This is a genomic window from Marinifilum flexuosum, from assembly GCF_003610555.1.
GTDB classification, from domain to species: Bacteria; Bacteroidota; Bacteroidia; order Bacteroidales; family Marinifilaceae; genus Marinifilum; species Marinifilum flexuosum.
Map to the genome: position 1 here is coordinate 19,764 of NZ_RAPQ01000008.1, position 18,519 is coordinate 38,282.

Consider the following 18,519-nt stretch of genomic DNA (forward strand, 5'->3'; position numbering starts at 1 on the left):
AAATGGACAATATAAAAGATAATGCTTCTGCCGAACAAGTTCAGCGGGAGTTTAAACCCACATTTGGTGCGTTAAAGAATAAAAACTCCATTTTTATTCTGACTTTCATTCTGATTGCTTTTGGATGGTTCTCGTACCAAAGTATGCCAAGAGAGTATTTCCCTGAAGTTGTGATACCCAATATCATGATTTCAACTCCCTATCCGGGAAACTCTCCTATCGATATTGAAAATCTGGTAACCAGACCTATCGAGAAGGAATTAAAATCATTAAAGGGAGTTAAGAAATTAAGCTCGGCTTCCTACGAAGACATGAGTTTAATTGTGGTAGAGTTTAATACTGATATTCCGGTAAAACAAGCTCTCCAAGACACAAAAGACAAGGTTGACAAATCATTAAGTGAATTGCCTGATGATTTGGATACAGATCCAATTGTTGAAGATGTGGATTTTGCAGATTTTCCAATCCTAAATGTAAACCTTTCGGGTGATTTTGGCTTGGAAGATTTAAAAGAGTATGCAGAAGAGTTACAAGATAAATTTGAAGCGCTTCCTGAAGTTTCAGAGGCAGATATCAAAGGTATCGACGAAAGAGAAATTAAAATTAATGCCGATTTGCACAAAATGGAAGCAAACGGTGTTACTTTCCACGATATCGAATTGGCCATAGGAGATGAAAACGTAACGGTTAGTGCTGGTACATTAATTACTGATAATACAAGAAGAAGTATACGTACAAGTGCCGACTATACCAGCATGAAACAAATAGAAAACACAATTGTTAAAGTTTCTAATGGTAGAGTAGTTTATCTGAAAGATGTTGCTGAAGTTGAAGATGGTTATGAAGAACTTTCTTCCATTTCGAGACTAAATAACCAACCTGTAGTTTCTTTATCGATTACTAAAAAGTCTGGTGAAAACTTATTGGCTGCAACCGATGCCATTTACAAAATTATTGGCGAGGAAAAAGAAAATGGTTCACTTCCGAGGGGATTAATCGTAACCGTAACCGATGATACCTCTGAAGATGTTCGTGGTCAGGTTGCCGATTTGGAGAACTCTATCATTATGGGGATGCTGCTGGTAATAATCGTTCTTTATCTTTTCATGGGATTAAGAAATGCATTGTTCTCGGGTTTGGCAATTCCAATGTCAATGTTAATTTCCTTCATCATCCTAAACCAAATTGGTTACACGGTAAATCAAATGGTATTGTTCTCTTTGATTTTGGCATTGGGTATGCTTGTTGATAATGCCATTGTGGTAGTCGAAAATGTATACCGACTACACGAAGAAGGTTTATCGAAATTGGAAGCAACCAAAAAAGGTGTGAGTGAAATTGCTGGTCCTATTATTTCATCAACGGCAACCACTTTGGCAGCATTCTTCCCATTGCTTTTATGGGGTGGAATCATGGGTGAGTTTATGAAATACCTTCCAATTACATTGATTATTGTATTGGCCTCTTCATTGTTTGTTGCATTGATACTTAATCCAGTATTTACAGCAACTTTCGTAAAGATTGATGATGTGAACAAAAAAATGAATAAAAAGAAATTCATTCTTATTGGAAGTTCATTTCTTGTTGTATCTCTGCCTTTCTATATCATGAAGATATTTGGTGTATTGGAAAGCTTCCTAATTGCCAATCTCTTAATGCTTATTGGTATTATAGTCCTTTTCAACCTGCTTGCTTTAAAGCCATTTGCCCGCTGGTTTCAAACCAAATTACTTGTAATGCTTGAAAATAGATACGAAAAGACCTTACGATTTGCATTAAAAGGAATCAAACCACTTTTGTTCTTTGTAGGTACATTTATTCTGATGATCGCTTCTATTGCTTTCTATTTTAGCACGAAACCTTTATTTGTTTTCTTCCCGGATAATGATCCAAAATCTATTTATATAACTATGGAATTACCATTGGGAACAGATATTCACAAAACAAATGAGCTTACCAAACGTGTTGAGGTAATTGTGAATAAAACCATGGAACCATATGAGGATATTATCCGATCAAAATCAACCAATGTTGGTTCTGGTAAAGGTGGAATGTTTGAATCAAGTCGTGCAGCCAACAAATCATTAACAACAATTTCATTTGTTGAATTTAAAGATCGTGCTGGCATTAGCACTTCTGAAGTTATGAAAGAACTGACTGCAAATTTTGAAGGTTTTGTGGGTGCTAAAATTTTCGTTGAAAAAGATGATCAGGGACCTCCTGTTGGTTACCCAATAAATATTGAGGTTTCAGGAGATGACTTTGAAAATTTATTAATTCAGGCAAATCGCGTTAAACACTTGATTGATGATGATAGAATTCCAGGTGTTGAAGAGTTGAAGTTAGATTTAGATCAGGGTAAACCTGAAATGCTAATTAATATAGACCGAGATAAAGTTCGTCGTTTTGGTTTGTCAACAAATCAAGTTGCTCGGGCATTGCGTAATTCTCTTTACGGATTAGAGGTTTCTAAATTTAAAGATGGTGAAGATGAATATGATATAATGCTTCGATTAAATGACAAATACCGATATGATGTACCTTCATTAATGAATCAAAAAATTAGTGTAATGAGTCCTATCAGTAATAAAATGGTTCAGGTTCCTATTTCGGCCATAGCAGATTACTCTTACGGATCAACCTACGAAAGAATTAATCGGATTGAAAATACGCGTGTTGTTACCATTTACTCGAACGTAAAAGAAGGATTTAATGCTAATATCATTAATACAAGAGTAAGAGAATTGTTGGCTGATTTCGAAATGCCAAAAGGTTATTCTTATAAACTTACCGGAGAACAAGAAGAGCAAGAGGAAACTCAGGCATTCCTAACCCAGGCATTAATGATTGCTTTGGCCTTAATTACTTTAATTTTGGTTTCTCAGTTCAATTCTGCCATTAAGCCACTTATTATCATGATTACAGTACTATTTAGTACAATTGGTGTTTTCTTAGGATTGGGTATTTTCCAAATGCCATTTGTTATTTTGATGACAGGAATTGGTATCATTTCACTTGCGGGAATCGTTGTTAACAATGGTATTGTTCTGGTGGATTATATTGATTTACTAAGAAAGAGAAAGATTCTGGAATCCGATATGGCCGATAGAAAATATCTAAGTTCAGCCGAAGAGGTTGATTGTATTGCTCAAGCGGGTAAAACTCGTTTACGTCCAGTATTACTAACAGCCATTACTACTGTACTTGGTTTATTTCCACTTGCCGTTGGTATGAACTTCGATTTTTTCTCTCTATTGAGTGAATTCAATCCACATCTTTCATTTGGTAGTGATAGTACTGCCTTTTGGGGGCCAATGTCGTGGACGGTTATATTTGGATTAACCGTTGCAACTTTCCTAACGCTGATAATTGCACCTGTGATGTTTAGACTTTCTACACAAATTGAGCATCGCTTTTATAATTTTTTCTCAAAGAAATAAACATATACAACAATAATAGAAAAGCCGACAATTAGTCGGCTTTTTTATTATCCTAATGATCATGGTGTTTCTAAATGTATTTCATGTAAACAATATATGTTTGTTGAAAAAATATTTGTTTTATTTCATCTGCATTTACTATCTTCATGTATCTTAAATTATAATTGATAACATACTGATTTAGCTAATTTTATCCAATTATTTATTAAAAATTAAAATGATTTTTTCATCATTAAATATGACTTGTTTATCCACAAAAATCGATGGTAAATAAAATGAACCAAACTGATTTTGGGCAAAAACATAATAATTCGTAAATTTTTAAAAATGAGTTTGTTATTTCCAATCAACCAAATTAATCATATTCACTAAACCTTTAAACATGGAAATCATCTCGGTAATACTGCAAATCTTAATCTTAGCTGCCCTTGCTTTCATCATTTCCTTTTTAATTCAAGAAAAAAGAAATGCTGCTGCAAATTCAACTATTGAAGAAGCTGAATCAGAAGTGAAAGAATCAACCACAAACTCACTTCCTGCTTCTGATGAGAAGAGAGAAGAGTTTCTTCGAATCAATGCTTTTTTTATGAAGATTTTATGCGAAAAAAAGAGCAAGAGTAACTTTAAAAGGCTTCAGAAAGAATTTTTGGAGCTTGGAACGAGACTGTACTATTTAGCTTCGGAACTAACCATTCGGAAGTTTTTAGAATTTAAATCTCTAAGTTCTTTTGTTGAAGGAACAGTGCACGAACACAAGATTGCTTTGCTATGGTTTGCCGAGTTTAATGTTTTGCTCCGAAAAGATTTGGGATTGGAAACCTCTCCGGAACAGATAAAGGATTATCTAAACATCATTCTTACCTACTGGGACGAAGATGAATTGGAAAAACAAGAGTTGGATGATTTAAAAGATCAACTGGCTGATTCCATAGACAATTACTTTAGTGTGTTCAATGTAGGAACATCCTTAAACTAAAAAAAGTGCCTTTCGGCACTTTTTTTTATTGTATTTATTTTCTTTGATAACATCTTATCCAGTCAATCTCCATTTCTGCATTCAAATCATTTCTTGCTTCTTTTACTGCAAGACTAAAATTCAGATACATTGGATCTTGAGGAATTCCTGTTGTTTGAGTTTTTACAGGAACATCATTTATTTTCCACACCAATTCGTTTGCACTCCAATCAAGTGTATAAATAAAATATCCTTTATTCAAATCAATTCCCTTCACTTTGAATTCACTCTTCTGAGGAGAATTTTCACTTCCCCAAAAATTGGCATTCATAATTTTTCCTCCATTAAAGGTCTTAAAAATGTCAATATGTGGTAAGCTTTTGTCTGCAACCATCCAGAATGAATTCTGAACCTGACTAGGGTTTTTCACTTTAATCTTAGCTTCGAATCTTCCGAACTTTTGACGGAAAGAGTTACCCGTATTAATAATAGCTGAAGTATAGTCGAATTTTTTAGGAACAAATCCTAAATTAGGATTCCAAACCAATCCTTCTTTGGTTTCTTTTTTTGCCAATAGGAAAGCAGACGATCCTGAAATATTAACATTTTCACCATCAGTAAATGTATGCAAGTCCGAATCTAATGAATATCCTTTATCCATTAATTTGTCTCCCCAATAATAACGGGTAATCCACTTATTGGAATCTAAATTTCCAGCATCGAATTCTTCCGAGAAAGTTAATTCCCATTTCTTAATTTCTTCAAATGGATTTTTAGCTTTTAACTTGAAATGCTTTACAAATTTCTCTGATGATTTTAAGTTATTGTACTCTTGGAGTTTCTTATAATCCTCTGTTTTTTCGAATCGTTTTTTGTCCAAAAGAAATGCTTTCTCTTCTTTAAAATCTTCCGAACTTATTCTTTCCTCAAGCTGATAATATTTCTGCAAATCAGATGATTTATCCACCTCATTGTAGATTTTTAATGCTTTGGACCTTTTAAACTTAAAATACTCTTTTAATCTAGCTGAGCTTTTTAGTCTTTTGTATTCCGAAATTTCTTCAGCATTTTCCTTTTTATTCAGTTTTGATGATTTCATAAGCGCTTCCAATTCCTTAAAACGCGCCAAATCTTTTGATTCTGCAACCAAATTAAAAGTAGATAATTCCGAAGAATCTTTTAATCGAAAATAAGTTTTAAACTTTTTTGATCGCTGATACTTTTTAAAAGCTCTCTCATCCTGATACAGCTCACTCCTTTTAAAGGATTTGCTTTCTATCATTTTCTTATTTCTCTTGAATTCATCAGATAATACCAATAATTCAAGTTCATTAAACTGCTTTAATTCATCCGATTTTGAGAACTGTTCAAATTCTTCAAAATCACTTCTAAGCTCATCTCTTTTTTTCTCGATAGCAACAGTATTTGATGCCTTACGAAGTTTTGATGCTAAAAAAAAGCCCATATTTTTTTAATTCTTTAGGATAAAAACGAATGCCAATTTAAATAATATCGGTAAATAATCATAATCCGAATTAGTGTGAATAGAAGAATACCTTGTTTTTTACTGCTTTACAAAGTTGTAGGTAATTGTTCCAATTTGAGTTTGTGGACTTGTATTGCTCACATTGAATCTTGATCGATTGGTTGCATCCAAAGCAGCCTCAAACAAACAATCGTCTTGAACACTGCATTGATCTTTTACTATTTTAGATTCAACAACTCTTCCACTACGGCTAACACCGATTTTTACAACAATTTTACCTTCGCCCTCGCACTTAAAAACCGGAATGGGTAAATAAATCTTATGACGTCCCTCAAGACTATAATAAACACTACTTGGACCACTATACTCTATACTTTGTAGTGAATCCAAAACACGTTGTTTTTCTCTCTCTTCGGCTATGCTTAAACTATCTTTTTTAAATTCATTTAAACCATCATCGCCGCCCGACGTATCATCTGACCCATATTCATCCAAATTCTTCTTAATCTCATCAATCATATCCTCCACCTTTTGTTTAGGATCGGAATTTGATTTTTTAACGTCTTGGTTTACGGCAATTGATCGTAGAAGTTTGTCTACACTTTCGTTTATTTCAGAATTTTTTTCTTCGATCTCTTTTTTAATCTCTTCTTCTTTCTCTTCCAGAATTTGTTCAGCTATTTCTTGTGGTATATCAATCAAAATTTCAGCTTCAAGAAACTCTCTCTTAGTGTGAAGTTTAAAGGAAAACAGAAGTATTAAAAGAATCATGTGAAAGGCTAAAGTCCCCATCACACCATATTTATTTCTCTTTAAGAATCCCTGAAATTCAGATATCACATAAGGAACAAATTCTTTGATTTGCTCAACTAACATTTTACCTATTTCGGAGAATGACTTCATACTTTTAACTCAAAATTCTTAATGGTTCTGCAATATTAACGAATCTTATTCAAAATTATTAAGAATTATATCTGGTATCAAGTAGAATTAAACAGGAATGAACAAAAAAAAGCCGCCTAATAAAATTAAGCGACTTTCTAAAGAACTTTTATTATCTGAATTTACTAAAACTTCCGTTCTTTAATTAAATTGCCTTCAGCATTCCAGATGGACCATGTTCCGACTTTCTTTCCTTCGTAATACTCCATTTCATAGCGTTTTACGCCATTGTCGTCCCAAATGTACCACTTGCCGTGCTTTTTATTCTTTTTGTAGTTTGCTTCGGCAATTTTAACTGATTTATCATTCCAGGTAATCCAGATTCCATCCATTAAACCTTTTACGTAGGATCTGACTTCCTGAATTTTTTCGTTTTCGAAGTAAAGAGTAATTTTTCCATTTCTCTTTCCTTCTTCAATATTCATTTCGATTCTTTTTACACCACTCTCATAAAACTCTGTATATGTCCCGGTGTATAAATCTCCTTTTGTAGTGTAGTACAATCCCTCTATCTCTTCAATACTTTGAGAAAAAGAGAGATTCGCAATCAAGCAAAATAGTACGCCTAAGATTACTCCAAGTCTTTTTATCATTTACTCTTAATTAGTCCTTTTTAAGTACAAGGCGGATAACATTGTTTTTACCGCTTACGTTTACTTCTTTCATTTTATTATCTGTATATGAAATGTAGCTCGACAAAACATTATATTTTCCAGGAACTACATTATCAATTTTAAAGTTACCGTCAAAATCGGTGTACACAGTTTCTTTCGATCCTTCAAAACGGATAGCTACTCCAACCAATGCTTCACCAGTTTCGTTATCCAAAACTATACCTGAAAGACTAGTTATTTCAATCGCTGCCAATTCTACTGCTTCTATTTCTTTGTCACCATTAGGTGTAACTACGTTGATTGCCTGACTTTCTAGTCCAACAACAAGTAATGCGATAAAAAGGAAAACAAGTTTTTTCATTGTTTCTAATTTTTTGTTTTAGTGATAAATCCTCTAATTATTATTTAAATTTCTTTCTCAATAATGAACTTAATTTGTTTATCTTTAATTGAAATCGAATTTGATTTTTGATTCAATGATTAATTCACATTGAATAACACTACAAAAATAAACTGGCATTTTTTAGTCTTGATTATAAGAAGCTTATCAAAACCTTAAGTGTTAGTTAACTTTTTATTGAGATAATATTACAAAAGGATGATTTCTCAGTTAAATCGCAGGATATCTGGAGTATGGGATGATTTTATCAATCTGTTTTATCCCAATATTTGTCAGTCGTGTGGTAATGTTTTATTTAAAAATGAGCATGCCATTTGTAGTCGTTGCTTGTATCAAATTCCTAAAACGAATTTTCACCTACAGAAAAATAATCCTGTTTCAATTCTTTTCTGGGGAAGAGTAAAAATAGAATATGCAAGCTCTTACTTTACATTTGCCAAAGGAAGCAAGTTTCAAAAACTAATTCACAAACTGAAATATCATCACAGAACTGATATTGGTATTGAACTTGGAAAACAGCTTGCCCACCAATTAAAAGGTTCAAAGTTTTTTGATGACGTTGATCTGATTGTACCAGTTCCATTACATCCAAAAAAACAGAAAATTCGTGGATACAATCAAGCAGAGGTAATTGCCAATGGAATGAATGAAATTATGAAACTAGAAGTAAATGGTACGAACCTTTACCGTTCAGTTCATACCCAATCGCAAACCAGAAAATCCAAATTGGAGCGTTGGGAAAATGTTGATAATATATTTAAGCTTCATGAAACCACCCTGTTTGAGTACAAACATATTTTATTGATTGATGATGTAGTAACAACTGGTTCAACCCTGGAAGCCTGTGCACATGCAATTTTAGAAGCAAAAGGTAGCAAGGTAAGTATTGCTACCCTGGCATATGCTTAATACCGATTATCATTGAAATAACCATTTAATGCACTTTGTTTCTAAATGATTTGAATTTATATCAGCATTAATTCTTGATCTAAGGAATAGCTTAAATGGATTAATTTGCTGCGTCAACAAATTTATAACCAACTCCTTTTACCGTTTGAATGTAATCATCACCAATTTTCTCACGAAGTTTTCTAATGTGAACATCAATTGTTCTATCTCCAACAATAATTTTTTCGCCCCAAATTGATGAATAAATTTCATCTCTAGTGAAAACCTTTTGTGGACGAGATACCAACAAAATCAACAATTCAAATTCTTTACGTGGTAATGAGAATTCTTTTCCATTCTGGATAATTAAATATCTCTCACGATCGATAGAAATATTTCCAATCGTAATTAATCCATTACTTGCATTTCCTCCTTCATCGGAAACTCTTCCCGATCTTTTTAGTAATGCTTTTACTCGGCTGATAAAAACTTTTGGCTTTATTGGTTTGTTAATATAGTCATCAGCTCCAGCTTCGAATCCTGCAATTTGAGAATAATCTTCTCCTCTTGCTGTTAGGAAAGAAATCAATACATCGGAAAACTCTGGAAGCGACCTTATTTTTTCACATGTTTCTATTCCATCCATTTCTGGCATCATCACATCCAAAATAATTAAATGTGGATGCAGTTTTTTTGCTTTTTCAATTGCCTCTCTACCATCTCCGGCAGTTGATACTTGAAATCCTTCTTTTTTAAGATTATAACTTAAGAATTCCAGAATATCCGACTCATCGTCTACCAATAAAATTTTGTAGTTACTACTTTCCATTCGGTATTGGTTGTTTAGTTCTTATTATTTTGATTTATCAAGTGAAAAAGTAAAACTAGTACCTTCGCCATAAGTACTACTTACATTTATACTTTGATTGTGAGCATCAATAATATGCTTAACTATTGCTAGGCCTAGGCCCGATCCTCCCATATTTCGTGCTCTACTTTTATCTACTCGATAAAATCGTTCGAAAATACGAGGTAAATTATCCGATTCAATCCCGATACCATTGTCTCTTACTTCAATGAGCGCTTTATTATCCATACTCATCACTTCTATTGTAGTGGTACCTTTATCTTTTCCGTATTTTATCGAATTTACCATTAAATTGTTTAAAACCTGAAAGATTTCTTTCTTATCGGCGTAAACAAAATTTGGAGCATCAATACGATGCTTAAACTGTAACTTTATTCCATTTTTCTTGGCTCGCATCTCCTGCATCTCCAGCACTTCATTTATTAGGTCACTAATATTAAATCTTTCGTAAACAAGTTTAAGTTCTCCCGATTCCAATTTTGAGATGACCTCCAAATCTTTTACAATGGTGATCATCCTATTGATACTTTTTTCTGTTCTTTCGAGGTAATTCCTGTTAATGGATTTGTCTTCAAGCCCACCATCAAGTAATGTTAGTATATAACCTTGAATATTAAAAATTGGAGTTTTCAACTCGTGAGAAACATTGCCAATAAATTCTTTTCTAAATTTCTCTTGTTTCTTAAGCTGAGCTACCAATGATCCTCTTTGTTCACTCCATTCTCTAACTTCTTTTTCAGCTTCAGCAAGTACATCCGTACTCTTCACTTTATCACTTAAATCTTTATCAATTATTTGAGTATCATGAATGGTTTTATACAACATTCGAACTTTAGAATACAAAAATCGATTTACCAACATCTTACTTAGGTTGTAAATAATCCCTCCTGATATAATGGCAAATAATATGATATAAGCCGGTTCAATTGGTAACCACAAGCCAATAGCACAAAAAATAAGCACAAGAGCTCCGGCCAAAAGACTTACAAATACACTAACCTTTGTTGATGATATAATTTTCATCTGTTTATAATTTTCTTTCCGTTATCAGATGGAAGCCACAAAATCAAAATAATCATTGTCCTTTGTGTTTAATAATTATTTCAATCATGCTCGTTTCATTTCTTTTCTAAACTTACATGAAAATACAGATTTCCAAGTAATTTATTGTTATCAATTAAGCGTATAAATCACACTTTTTAATACGTAGCAAATATTTAAATAAAAGTAGGATATTTTCTGAAATAGAAGTTAACTTTACGTTAATCTTATTGTATCTCAGAAGCTTGATTCTTAATTTTATCTTAACATTTCTTCAATAATTCTGTCATAACAATTCAACAAATAGAGAATAGAAAAAATCTCAAAACACAATCCAATTTTTCACTAGGAATTATAAAATTGCCTTTGTGTAATATTTCCGTAACCTTTCCTTTACATGTTTGTAATTTACATCACTTTATAATTGACTTTCAGCTTATTTAAAAGGTAATTAAATAGAATAGTACGTCCGTTTTAACTTTCTTTTCACACTCTATTTACATTTGACAAATGTCTTTAACCTCCTATTAACAAAGCGAGCTTCTTTGATAATTTTTATTTAAAACCAGCTTATTATTCTGCTCATATATCATTCCTAACATCGCAATGTGATTTGAAAGTAAAAATCGTATTGACTTATTAAGGAAAAAATGACAAAACAAGTATTATTAGTTTTATTACTAACTCTTTCTTCATTTGGTTTATATGCGCAAAAGGGAAGCATTACAGGAAATGTGAAGGATGGAAAAACCGGTGAAGCATTAATTGGAGCTTCGGTTTTCGTTGATGGAACTACATTAGGAACAGTAACCGATTTTGATGGTAATTATACCATTCCTAATGTTCCTGTTGGAACAGTAACAGTAAAATGTTCTTTTATTTCTTACGAAACCTCTTCAAAAGAAAATATCACCGTAAGCGAGGGAAATTCGCAAAGTGTTGATTTTGTTTTGGGAGAATCAACCATTGCTCTTGAAGATGTAAAAGTAGTTGCCAAAGCAAACCGAGAATCGGAAGTAGTTCTTTTATTGGATCAGAAAAAATCTATCGGCATCAAACAATCAATCGGTGCTCAAGAATTGGCTGCGCAAGGAGTATCCGATGCAGCAGCTGCAGCCTCAAAAATTTCAGGTGTTACCAAAAACGAAGGAACTGGAGATGTATATGTAAGAGGATTGGGTGACAGATATCTTTCAACAACCATGAATGGATTACCAATTCCATCGGATGATGTTGACAAAAAGAATATCGATTTGAATTTATTCTCAACTGATATCATCAAAAATATCACAATCAACAAAACTGCTTCTGCAGACAAATATGCAGATCTGACTTCAGGTAATGTTGATATTGTATCGAAAACTTTAAGCGAAAAAATTAGCATTGGTCTATCGGCTAAAACAAACACCAATGTTTTAAAAAGTGGCGTTTTTGATAATTTCAGAGCAACTCAAAATAACAATGATGTTACTCTGGGTTTTTATGATCGTGCGTTTAATACGGTTGACGCAATTAGAAACCAAAGTTGGAACACCACCAAAAGAGATTTCCCACTTGGCTACGAGTTTTCTGTTTTAGCAGGAAAGAAAGTAAAGTTGTTCCAAAAAGATTTATCAATATTCGCTACTCTTTCTCATGAGAACGAATCAAAATACTCTGATGGTATCTTTAAAAAATATCGTTCGAATGTATTGGATGAATCATTTAACGATACAGAAGAATTCACTACTGAATACAGTTCAACGGGTTTATTAAACCTTGCCTATGATTTAAATGAAAATCATAACATCAATTTTAACTCCGTTTGGGTAAAAAAGACAAATGATGAGTTGTATGAGTCGGGACGTAATGGCGAAGGATATGTATTTGACCAGGATCCACAGGAAGATGGAGCTTTTGTAAGAGATCAGAATTTAAAAGAAACCACTTTATGGGTTAATCAATTGCTTGGCTCTCATAAATTGACTGAAAAAAATAAATTACAATGGGCTGCAGCTTACAATACAGTAAAGGCTGAGGAACCAAACAGAATTCGTAACGAGGTAAACATTTTGGATGAAAATACGGTACAGTTTGCTCACGTAGGTGATTTCCAACAAAGAAAATCTCAACAAAATATTGATGATAAAGAGATCAATGGATATGTAAAAAACGAGTACCAATTCCTTAATCAGGATGATCAAAAATTGAAACTTACCCTAGGTGGTGATTTTAGAAATAAAGAAAGAGATTTTAACTCTTTATCTATTGGAGTAAGGGCAAAAGGTGTTCAAGTAACTTCAATTGATAATTTGAATGAAGCATTGGTAAATGGAAATCTATATGCTGTTAATAGACTAATTATTAGAAATAGAAAACCTGACTTGTATAATGCAACACTTAATGTGTATGCAGGATATTTAAATACAGGATTCCAATACAAAAAATTATCGGGTAATGTTGGTGTACGTTACGAGCAAGATAAAATTGAAGTAGATTGGGATGTTGCCAATTACATAGATCGTGAAACAGGAATACCAAGAATTGGAAGTCTATCAAACGACTACAATTACGTTCTACCTTCGTTTAATTTAAAATATCAATTAACCGATAAGAGTGCATTGCGTTTGGCTGCAAGTAAAACCATTACACTTCCGGAATTTAAAGAGTTGGCTCCTTTCGAATATGTAACTCCAACCGGTAGAGTGATAGCAGGTAATCCTGATTTAAAGAATTCTGAAAACTACAATGTAGACTTAAAATGGGAAATGTTCCCAACTGCAAAACAATTGATATCAGCTTCTGCTTTTTACAAGCAAATCAATGATCCAATTAACCTTGCACAAACAAGAGGATCATCAGGAAACTTTAAATATGATAATACAGGTAAACAGGCCGACGTTTATGGTATCGAATTGGAAACCAGATTTGCTTTAATTAAAGCTGAAACTACCGAAATGCCAGAATTAAATGTGATTCTGAACGCTACAAAAATGTGGTTCGAACAAGATCTTTTGGAAGATTTCCAATACAATAACAAAACCAAAACCGATCTACAGGGAGCTTCGGACCTTATCTTAAACGGTACTTTAAGTTTCTCAAACAAAAAAGAAAAGGAATTTAAAGCCGCACTTACAGGAAACTATTCATCAGATAAGATTTATGCACTAGGTGCACCAGAAGACAAACAAAATTCTGCAACACTTTTCAACGAAGCAATCATTGAAAAAGGATTTATCACGGTTGACATGGTAGTAAGTAAAAAATTATCTGACCGATTCTCTCTTAAACTAACCGGTAAAAACCTGTTGAATCCGAAAATTGAACAATCGCAAGAAATTAAAAAGTTGGGATCCGGAGAGATTACCGACGAGATTGTAAAATCTTATAAAAAAGGCATAAGCATAAGCTTAGGTCTGAAAATTAACTTGAATAAGTAATTACTAAATAACTTTTTATATCCAAAATTGAAACAAAATGAAAAAGTTGACTATTAAAATCTTAGGTCTATTAATCTTGGCAATGCCAATTTTATCAAGTTGTTCTGACAGTGATGATCCGATTATTCCTGTTGATCCAGTATTGGAAGCATTGGCAAACGGTGAATTAGCAGGTAAACTACCAGAAAGTGTAACTTTAACTGCTGCTAGATATAACTTAACTGGTGCTTTCACTGTTCCTGAAGGAGTAACTTTAACTATCCCGGCAGGAACTCAAATTATTGCTGACGCTGCTGGTACCGAAGTGTTTATTGGAGTATTAATGGGTGGTAAAATTAATATCAACGGTACTTCTTCTAACCCTGTTATAATGTCATCTGAAAATGGTAACCCAGGTGATTGGGGTGGATTAACCATTTGTGGTAAAGCTACTACTACTGCAGGTGCTAACGCTGAAGCAGAAGTTGGTGGATTTATTTATGGTGGAAATAATGACGCTGATAATTCAGGTTCTATCAACTATTTAGTAATTAAAGGAACTGGTGCACAAATCAATCCTGAGTCGCAATACAATGGTGTTTCCTTCTATGCTGTTGGTTCTGCTACTACTGTAAAAAATGTTGCAGTAATTAATGGTTCTGATGATGGTGTTGAGTTCTTTGGTGGAACTGTTTCTGTTGAGAACTTGTTCTTGCAAAACAACGAAGATGATGCTATCGACTGGACTGAAGGTTGGAATGGAACCGTTAAGAATGCATACGTTGAGCATACTATCGAAGGTTTCTCAACAGTGGTTGAAGCTGACAAAGACAATAAAAATCCTAAAATTGAAAACTTAACTGCGGTTTCTACAGTTGGTGGTACTGCTTTACAGTTTAAAAAACAATCAGGTGCAACCATTACAGGTTTATCTTTAACTGGTTATACTACTATTCTTGATATGAAAGATGATGGTCCTCTTTCAAATGTAATTATTGAAGGTGTTGAAGCTGACGGACTAAAAAGTTATGCAGGTGCTGCTACTGTTGATGTTAGTGGATGGGATTGGACAGATGCTACTCCTGTTGATGGTGTAAATGCATTGGTAGATGGTGGTACTTTAAATGGTCTACTTTCATCTTCAGCTACACTTAATGCAGATACTGAATACAAACTTACAGGATCTTTCATTATTGGTGATGGTGCTACTTTAACCATTCCGGCAGGTACTAAAATTATTGCTGATGCGGCAGGAACAGAAGTTTATATTGCTGTTTTGATGGGTGGTAAAATCAACATTAACGGTACTACTGATAATCCAGTTGTGATTTCATCTGCTGATGCAAATCCTGGTGATTGGGGTGGATTAACCATTTGTGGTAAAGCTACTACAACTGCTGGCGAAAATGCTGAAGCAGAAGTTGGTGGTTTCATTTACGGTGGTACTACTGATAACGATAACTCAGGTACTATCAACTACCTTGTAATTAAAGGAACTGGTGCTCAAATTAACTCTGAGTCGCAATACAATGGTGTCTCTTTATACGCAGTAGGTTCTGAAACTACTATCGAAAATGTAGCTGTAATTAATGGTGCCGATGATGGTATCGAGTTCTTTGGCGGAACTGTTTCGGCTAGCAACCTTTACCTGGAAAACAACGAAGATGATTCAGTAGACTGGACTGAAGGATGGAACGGAAAAGTAACTAACGCTTACATTTCTCATACCATTGAAGGATTTTCAACTGTATTCGAAGGTGATAAAGTAAACAACAATCCACAATTCGAAAACATTACTGCTATCTCTACAGTTGGTGGTACAGCTCTTCAATTCAAAAAGCAATCAGGTGGATCAATCACAGGATTATACCTTGAAGGTTATGATGTTGATTTGGATATGAAAGATGAAGCTTCTGAAAACGAAAATGTAAACAATGTTCAAATTAACGGAGCTAATCCTGATGTAACATTGGTTTCAGGTTCTACTGAAAGAAAGTACACTTTAAATGCAGGTAAAGATGCTGCGAAAGTAGATATTTCCGCTTGGACTTGGAGAGAAGCTGGTTTGTAATCAGAATTCACAATAATATAAATGAAGCAGACTCAAATGGGTCTGCTTTTTTGATACAAAAAAATTGACTCAGTATAATTTAGTAGTAGGTAGTACTCAAAATTATGGTTAGTCAGTAATGAAAAGTATTTGTAATCTACTTGGTTTGTGCGGAATTTGTGGGCATTGGAAGGACAAGCTTCTTATCCGCAGAAAACATTTAGAGAGACGGGGAAGCTTCGAAGAATTGAGAAGATCACCCCGCCGAAGTTAATATTTTCAAGTAGAAGCAGTTTGGGCTTACACGCCCTAGATTTTTTGCTTACTTTTTGATCGATGCAAAAAGTAAGAGCCATGCGGCTTGAGCAAAGTTAAACGATAGAATTATTAATAATTTAGTAATTGACTTAATCACCCATTTATCCCAAATAAAATCTATTTATTTAACCATCTATTATTACACAAATTCCCCATTTTACTAATGCTCTAGCTCACAAATAGGGGGTTCGGACGAAATTCCGAGGGGTATATGTGTAACACATATAAGGCTCGGACGAAAATACACGCCCATTTTATAATTATAAAATCAGCTCGGATGAAAATCCGAAGGGGGTATGTGCAACACAAAGGGGCTTGGATGAAAATACACGCCCATTTTATAATTTTAAAATCGCCTCGGATAAAAATCCAAAGGGGGTATGTGTAACACACAGGGGGTGCGGACGAAAATACATGCCCATTTCATACTCTGAAAATGTGCTCGGACGAAAATCCAAAGGCATTGTTGAATCACAAAATATACATGGATAAAAATCCGAATACTATTTCACAATTTCCAGTTTTAGTTCTTTCCAATAATCCAATCCATCCTCCAAAGAACAAACCTTAATCTTAAATTTTTCAAATAGCATTTTGCCTGCAGCTATACTTCTCTCACCATATTTGCAGTAAAGTAAATAGGTCTTCCTCTCTCCCAACGAATCGATAATATGATACAATTTGTCTGATGATTCAGCTAATATGGCACCATCAATATGTCCCTTTTTAAAATCTTTTTTTAATCGAACATCAATTACTACGGCTTGCGGATTTAACTTGGCAACCCTTAAAAATTGCTTTGGACTTAATACCTGAACCGTATCAACTTGTGCAAATGCATTCTGATTTACAATTAGTGCAAAAAATACGATCAGTGCTATCTTCAAATATTTCATTTACTTGTTCGTTAATCTTCTTCTATATAAAAAAAATCCGACATGATATCATTGGAAATAAACACACCTTCGTCGCTTAATATTAAAGCATTATTCTCCTTACGAATGTGTTTTGATTGGATATATTTAGCTGCTTTTTTTTCACAATGTCGATACAAATCATCTCCAAATTGCTCTTTCACCAAACTCAAATCCAATCCCCAATAGGTTCGAAGCGAGGTAAGAATTAAATCATTAAATCGATCAAAGAAATTTAAATCTTCCTTCTCCGAAAATTCTCCTCCTTCTTGAACGGCTTTCATGTACTTATAATTGTGTGCAATGTTCCATTCTCTTTCGTTTAAGTTGTAAGAATGTGCCGAAGGTCCTATTCCAAGATATTGCTTTTGTTTCCAATAACTCGAATTGTGTTTTGATATGTATCCATCTCTACAAAAATTAGAGATCTCATAATGAGTAAAACCATTTTGGCGAGCCGAATCAATCAAATATTTAAACTGATTAAAACTCTCCTCTTCTTCTAATTCAACCAACTGACCTTTCTCCAATTTTTTTGAAAAAACCGTATTCGGATCAAACATTAAATGATAAGAAGAGATGTGCTGGATATCTAAATCATAAACCAAATCAAGATTCTCAACCCATTTCTCCATACTTAAGCCAGGTACTCCATAAATCTGGTCTACCGAGATATTATCAAAACCATAATCCTGTGCCCTTTTTATGGTATCGTAAGCTTCCTTGCCCGTATGTCGGCGGTTCATTAATATTAAATCTTCATCGTGGAATGATTGTATTCCAACACTTAATCGATTCACCGAAGATTTGCCAAGTTGCTCAAGGTATTTCTTTTTTAAATCATCAGGATTGGCTTCGAGAGTAATTTCAGCATCCGCATCAATGTTCCAGTATTTCGAACACTCATCAATTAGCATTTGTATTTGATCTGGTTGATATACCGAAGGTGTTCCCCCACCAAAATATATGGTTGAAACAGATTTTTGATCCAGATAATCCTTTCTTAATTCCAACTCCTTTTTAAAGCATTCCAGCATATCATTAGTAGATTGCAACGAAATACTTTTGTGAAAAGCACAATAGTGACAAAGCTGTTTGCAAAAAGGGATATGAAAATAAATTCCTGACATATTGAATTAAATTTCTTGCAAGGTAGAAGCAATTCTTTTATTTTCCATGTCTGATTTTAATTTATACCATTTAAA

At 33.7% G+C, this 18,519-nt stretch carries 13 protein-coding genes; 5 read left to right on the forward strand and 8 right to left on the reverse strand.

Annotated elements, in window-relative coordinates; genetic code table 11:
* The first annotated feature begins 2 nt into the window (after nt 1–2).
* Nucleotides 3–3,440, forward strand: a complete 3,438-nt coding sequence (locus BXY64_RS00140; protein ID WP_120237985.1) for an efflux RND transporter permease subunit — start codon at nt 3–5, stop codon at nt 3,438–3,440.
* Between the two features lie 382 nt (nt 3,441–3,822).
* Nucleotides 3,823–4,416, forward strand: coding sequence for a hypothetical protein (locus BXY64_RS00145; protein ID WP_120237986.1), 594 nt, complete (start codon nt 3,823–3,825; stop codon nt 4,414–4,416).
* 34 nt (nt 4,417–4,450) lie between these two features.
* On the opposite strand, the gene BXY64_RS00150 is transcribed toward BXY64_RS00145, so the two are convergent.
* The 4 genes from BXY64_RS00150 to BXY64_RS00165 form a co-directional block, all read right to left on the reverse strand.
* Nucleotides 4,451–5,860, reverse strand: coding sequence for a glycoside hydrolase family 16 protein (locus BXY64_RS00150; RefSeq protein ID WP_120237987.1), 1,410 nt, complete (start codon nt 5,858–5,860; stop codon nt 4,451–4,453).
* Between the two features lie 99 nt (nt 5,861–5,959).
* Nucleotides 5,960–6,784 carry an energy transducer TonB gene (locus tag BXY64_RS00155; protein ID WP_120237988.1) on the reverse strand — a complete coding sequence of 275 codons (825 nt, stop codon included), beginning with the start codon at nt 6,782–6,784 and terminating at the stop codon, nt 5,960–5,962.
* Between the two features lie 164 nt (nt 6,785–6,948).
* The gene (locus BXY64_RS00160) at nt 6,949–7,416 is read right to left on the reverse strand and encodes a toxin-antitoxin system YwqK family antitoxin (RefSeq protein ID WP_120237989.1); all 468 of its coding nucleotides are present in this window, start codon (nt 7,414–7,416) and stop codon (nt 6,949–6,951) included.
* Nucleotides 7,417–7,426: 10 nt separating this feature from the next.
* Complete coding sequence (locus BXY64_RS00165; protein ID WP_120237990.1) at nt 7,427–7,798, reverse strand: carboxypeptidase-like regulatory domain-containing protein; 372 nt, start codon at nt 7,796–7,798, stop codon at nt 7,427–7,429.
* 237 nt (nt 7,799–8,035) lie between these two features.
* Between BXY64_RS00165 and BXY64_RS00170 the strand changes: the two genes are divergently transcribed.
* On the forward strand, nt 8,036–8,746 hold the full coding sequence (locus BXY64_RS00170) for a ComF family protein (protein WP_120237991.1): 711 nt from the start codon (nt 8,036–8,038) through the stop codon (nt 8,744–8,746).
* A gap of 100 nt (nt 8,747–8,846) precedes the next feature.
* On the opposite strand, the gene BXY64_RS00175 is transcribed toward BXY64_RS00170, so the two are convergent.
* Together BXY64_RS00175 and BXY64_RS00180 are read right to left on the reverse strand one after the other, a co-directional pair.
* A complete protein-coding gene (locus BXY64_RS00175; RefSeq protein ID WP_120237992.1) occupies nt 8,847–9,554 on the reverse strand; it encodes a response regulator transcription factor in 708 nt (235 codons plus the stop codon).
* A gap of 24 nt (nt 9,555–9,578) precedes the next feature.
* Nucleotides 9,579–10,616, reverse strand: coding sequence for a sensor histidine kinase (locus BXY64_RS00180; RefSeq protein ID WP_120237993.1), 1,038 nt, complete (start codon nt 10,614–10,616; stop codon nt 9,579–9,581).
* A 668-nt stretch (nt 10,617–11,284) separates the two neighbouring features.
* On the opposite strand from BXY64_RS00180, the gene BXY64_RS00185 reads away from it, so the two are divergent.
* Both BXY64_RS00185 and BXY64_RS00190 read left to right on the forward strand, forming a co-directional pair.
* Nucleotides 11,285–14,053, forward strand: coding sequence for a TonB-dependent receptor (locus BXY64_RS00185; protein WP_120237994.1), 2,769 nt, complete (start codon nt 11,285–11,287; stop codon nt 14,051–14,053).
* A 37-nt stretch (nt 14,054–14,090) separates the two neighbouring features.
* On the forward strand, nt 14,091–16,103 hold the full coding sequence (locus BXY64_RS00190) for a hypothetical protein (RefSeq protein WP_120237995.1): 2,013 nt from the start codon (nt 14,091–14,093) through the stop codon (nt 16,101–16,103).
* A gap of 800 nt (nt 16,104–16,903) precedes the next feature.
* On the opposite strand, the gene BXY64_RS00195 is transcribed toward BXY64_RS00190, so the two are convergent.
* Nucleotides 16,904–17,296, reverse strand: a complete 393-nt coding sequence (locus tag BXY64_RS00195) for a rhodanese-like domain-containing protein (protein WP_120237996.1) — start codon at nt 17,294–17,296, stop codon at nt 16,904–16,906.
* A gap of 11 nt (nt 17,297–17,307) precedes the next feature.
* Entirely contained in the window at nt 17,308–18,444 is a 1,137-nt protein-coding gene (hemW, locus tag BXY64_RS00200) for a radical SAM family heme chaperone HemW (protein WP_120237997.1), read from the reverse strand.
* Nucleotides 18,445–18,519 lie beyond the last annotated feature (75 nt).

What these genes read in the sequence shown, in the direction of transcription:
- BXY64_RS00185 (WP_120237994.1), top strand. Translation starts at nt 11,285, where the DNA reads ATGACAAAACAAGTATTATTAGTTTTATTACTAACTCTTTCTTCATTT.
- BXY64_RS00140 (WP_120237985.1), top strand. Translation starts at nt 3, where the DNA reads ATGGACAATATAAAAGATAATGCTTCTGCCGAACAAGTTCAGCGGGAG.
- BXY64_RS00155 (WP_120237988.1), bottom strand. Translation starts at nt 6,784, where the DNA reads ATGAAGTCATTCTCCGAAATAGGTAAAATGTTAGTTGAGCAAATCAAA.
- BXY64_RS00150 (WP_120237987.1), bottom strand. Translation starts at nt 5,860, where the DNA reads ATGGGCTTTTTTTTAGCATCAAAACTTCGTAAGGCATCAAATACTGTT.
- BXY64_RS00170 (WP_120237991.1), top strand. Translation starts at nt 8,036, where the DNA reads ATGATTTCTCAGTTAAATCGCAGGATATCTGGAGTATGGGATGATTTT.
- BXY64_RS00195 (WP_120237996.1), bottom strand. Translation starts at nt 17,296, where the DNA reads ATGAAATATTTGAAGATAGCACTGATCGTATTTTTTGCACTAATTGTA.
- BXY64_RS00145 (WP_120237986.1), top strand. Translation starts at nt 3,823, where the DNA reads ATGGAAATCATCTCGGTAATACTGCAAATCTTAATCTTAGCTGCCCTT.
- BXY64_RS00175 (WP_120237992.1), bottom strand. Translation starts at nt 9,554, where the DNA reads ATGGAAAGTAGTAACTACAAAATTTTATTGGTAGACGATGAGTCGGAT.
- BXY64_RS00165 (WP_120237990.1), bottom strand. Translation starts at nt 7,798, where the DNA reads ATGAAAAAACTTGTTTTCCTTTTTATCGCATTACTTGTTGTTGGACTA.
- BXY64_RS00160 (WP_120237989.1), bottom strand. Translation starts at nt 7,416, where the DNA reads ATGATAAAAAGACTTGGAGTAATCTTAGGCGTACTATTTTGCTTGATT.
- BXY64_RS00180 (WP_120237993.1), bottom strand. Translation starts at nt 10,616, where the DNA reads ATGAAAATTATATCATCAACAAAGGTTAGTGTATTTGTAAGTCTTTTG.
- hemW (WP_120237997.1), bottom strand. Translation starts at nt 18,444, where the DNA reads ATGTCAGGAATTTATTTTCATATCCCTTTTTGCAAACAGCTTTGTCAC.
- BXY64_RS00190 (WP_120237995.1), top strand. Translation starts at nt 14,091, where the DNA reads ATGAAAAAGTTGACTATTAAAATCTTAGGTCTATTAATCTTGGCAATG.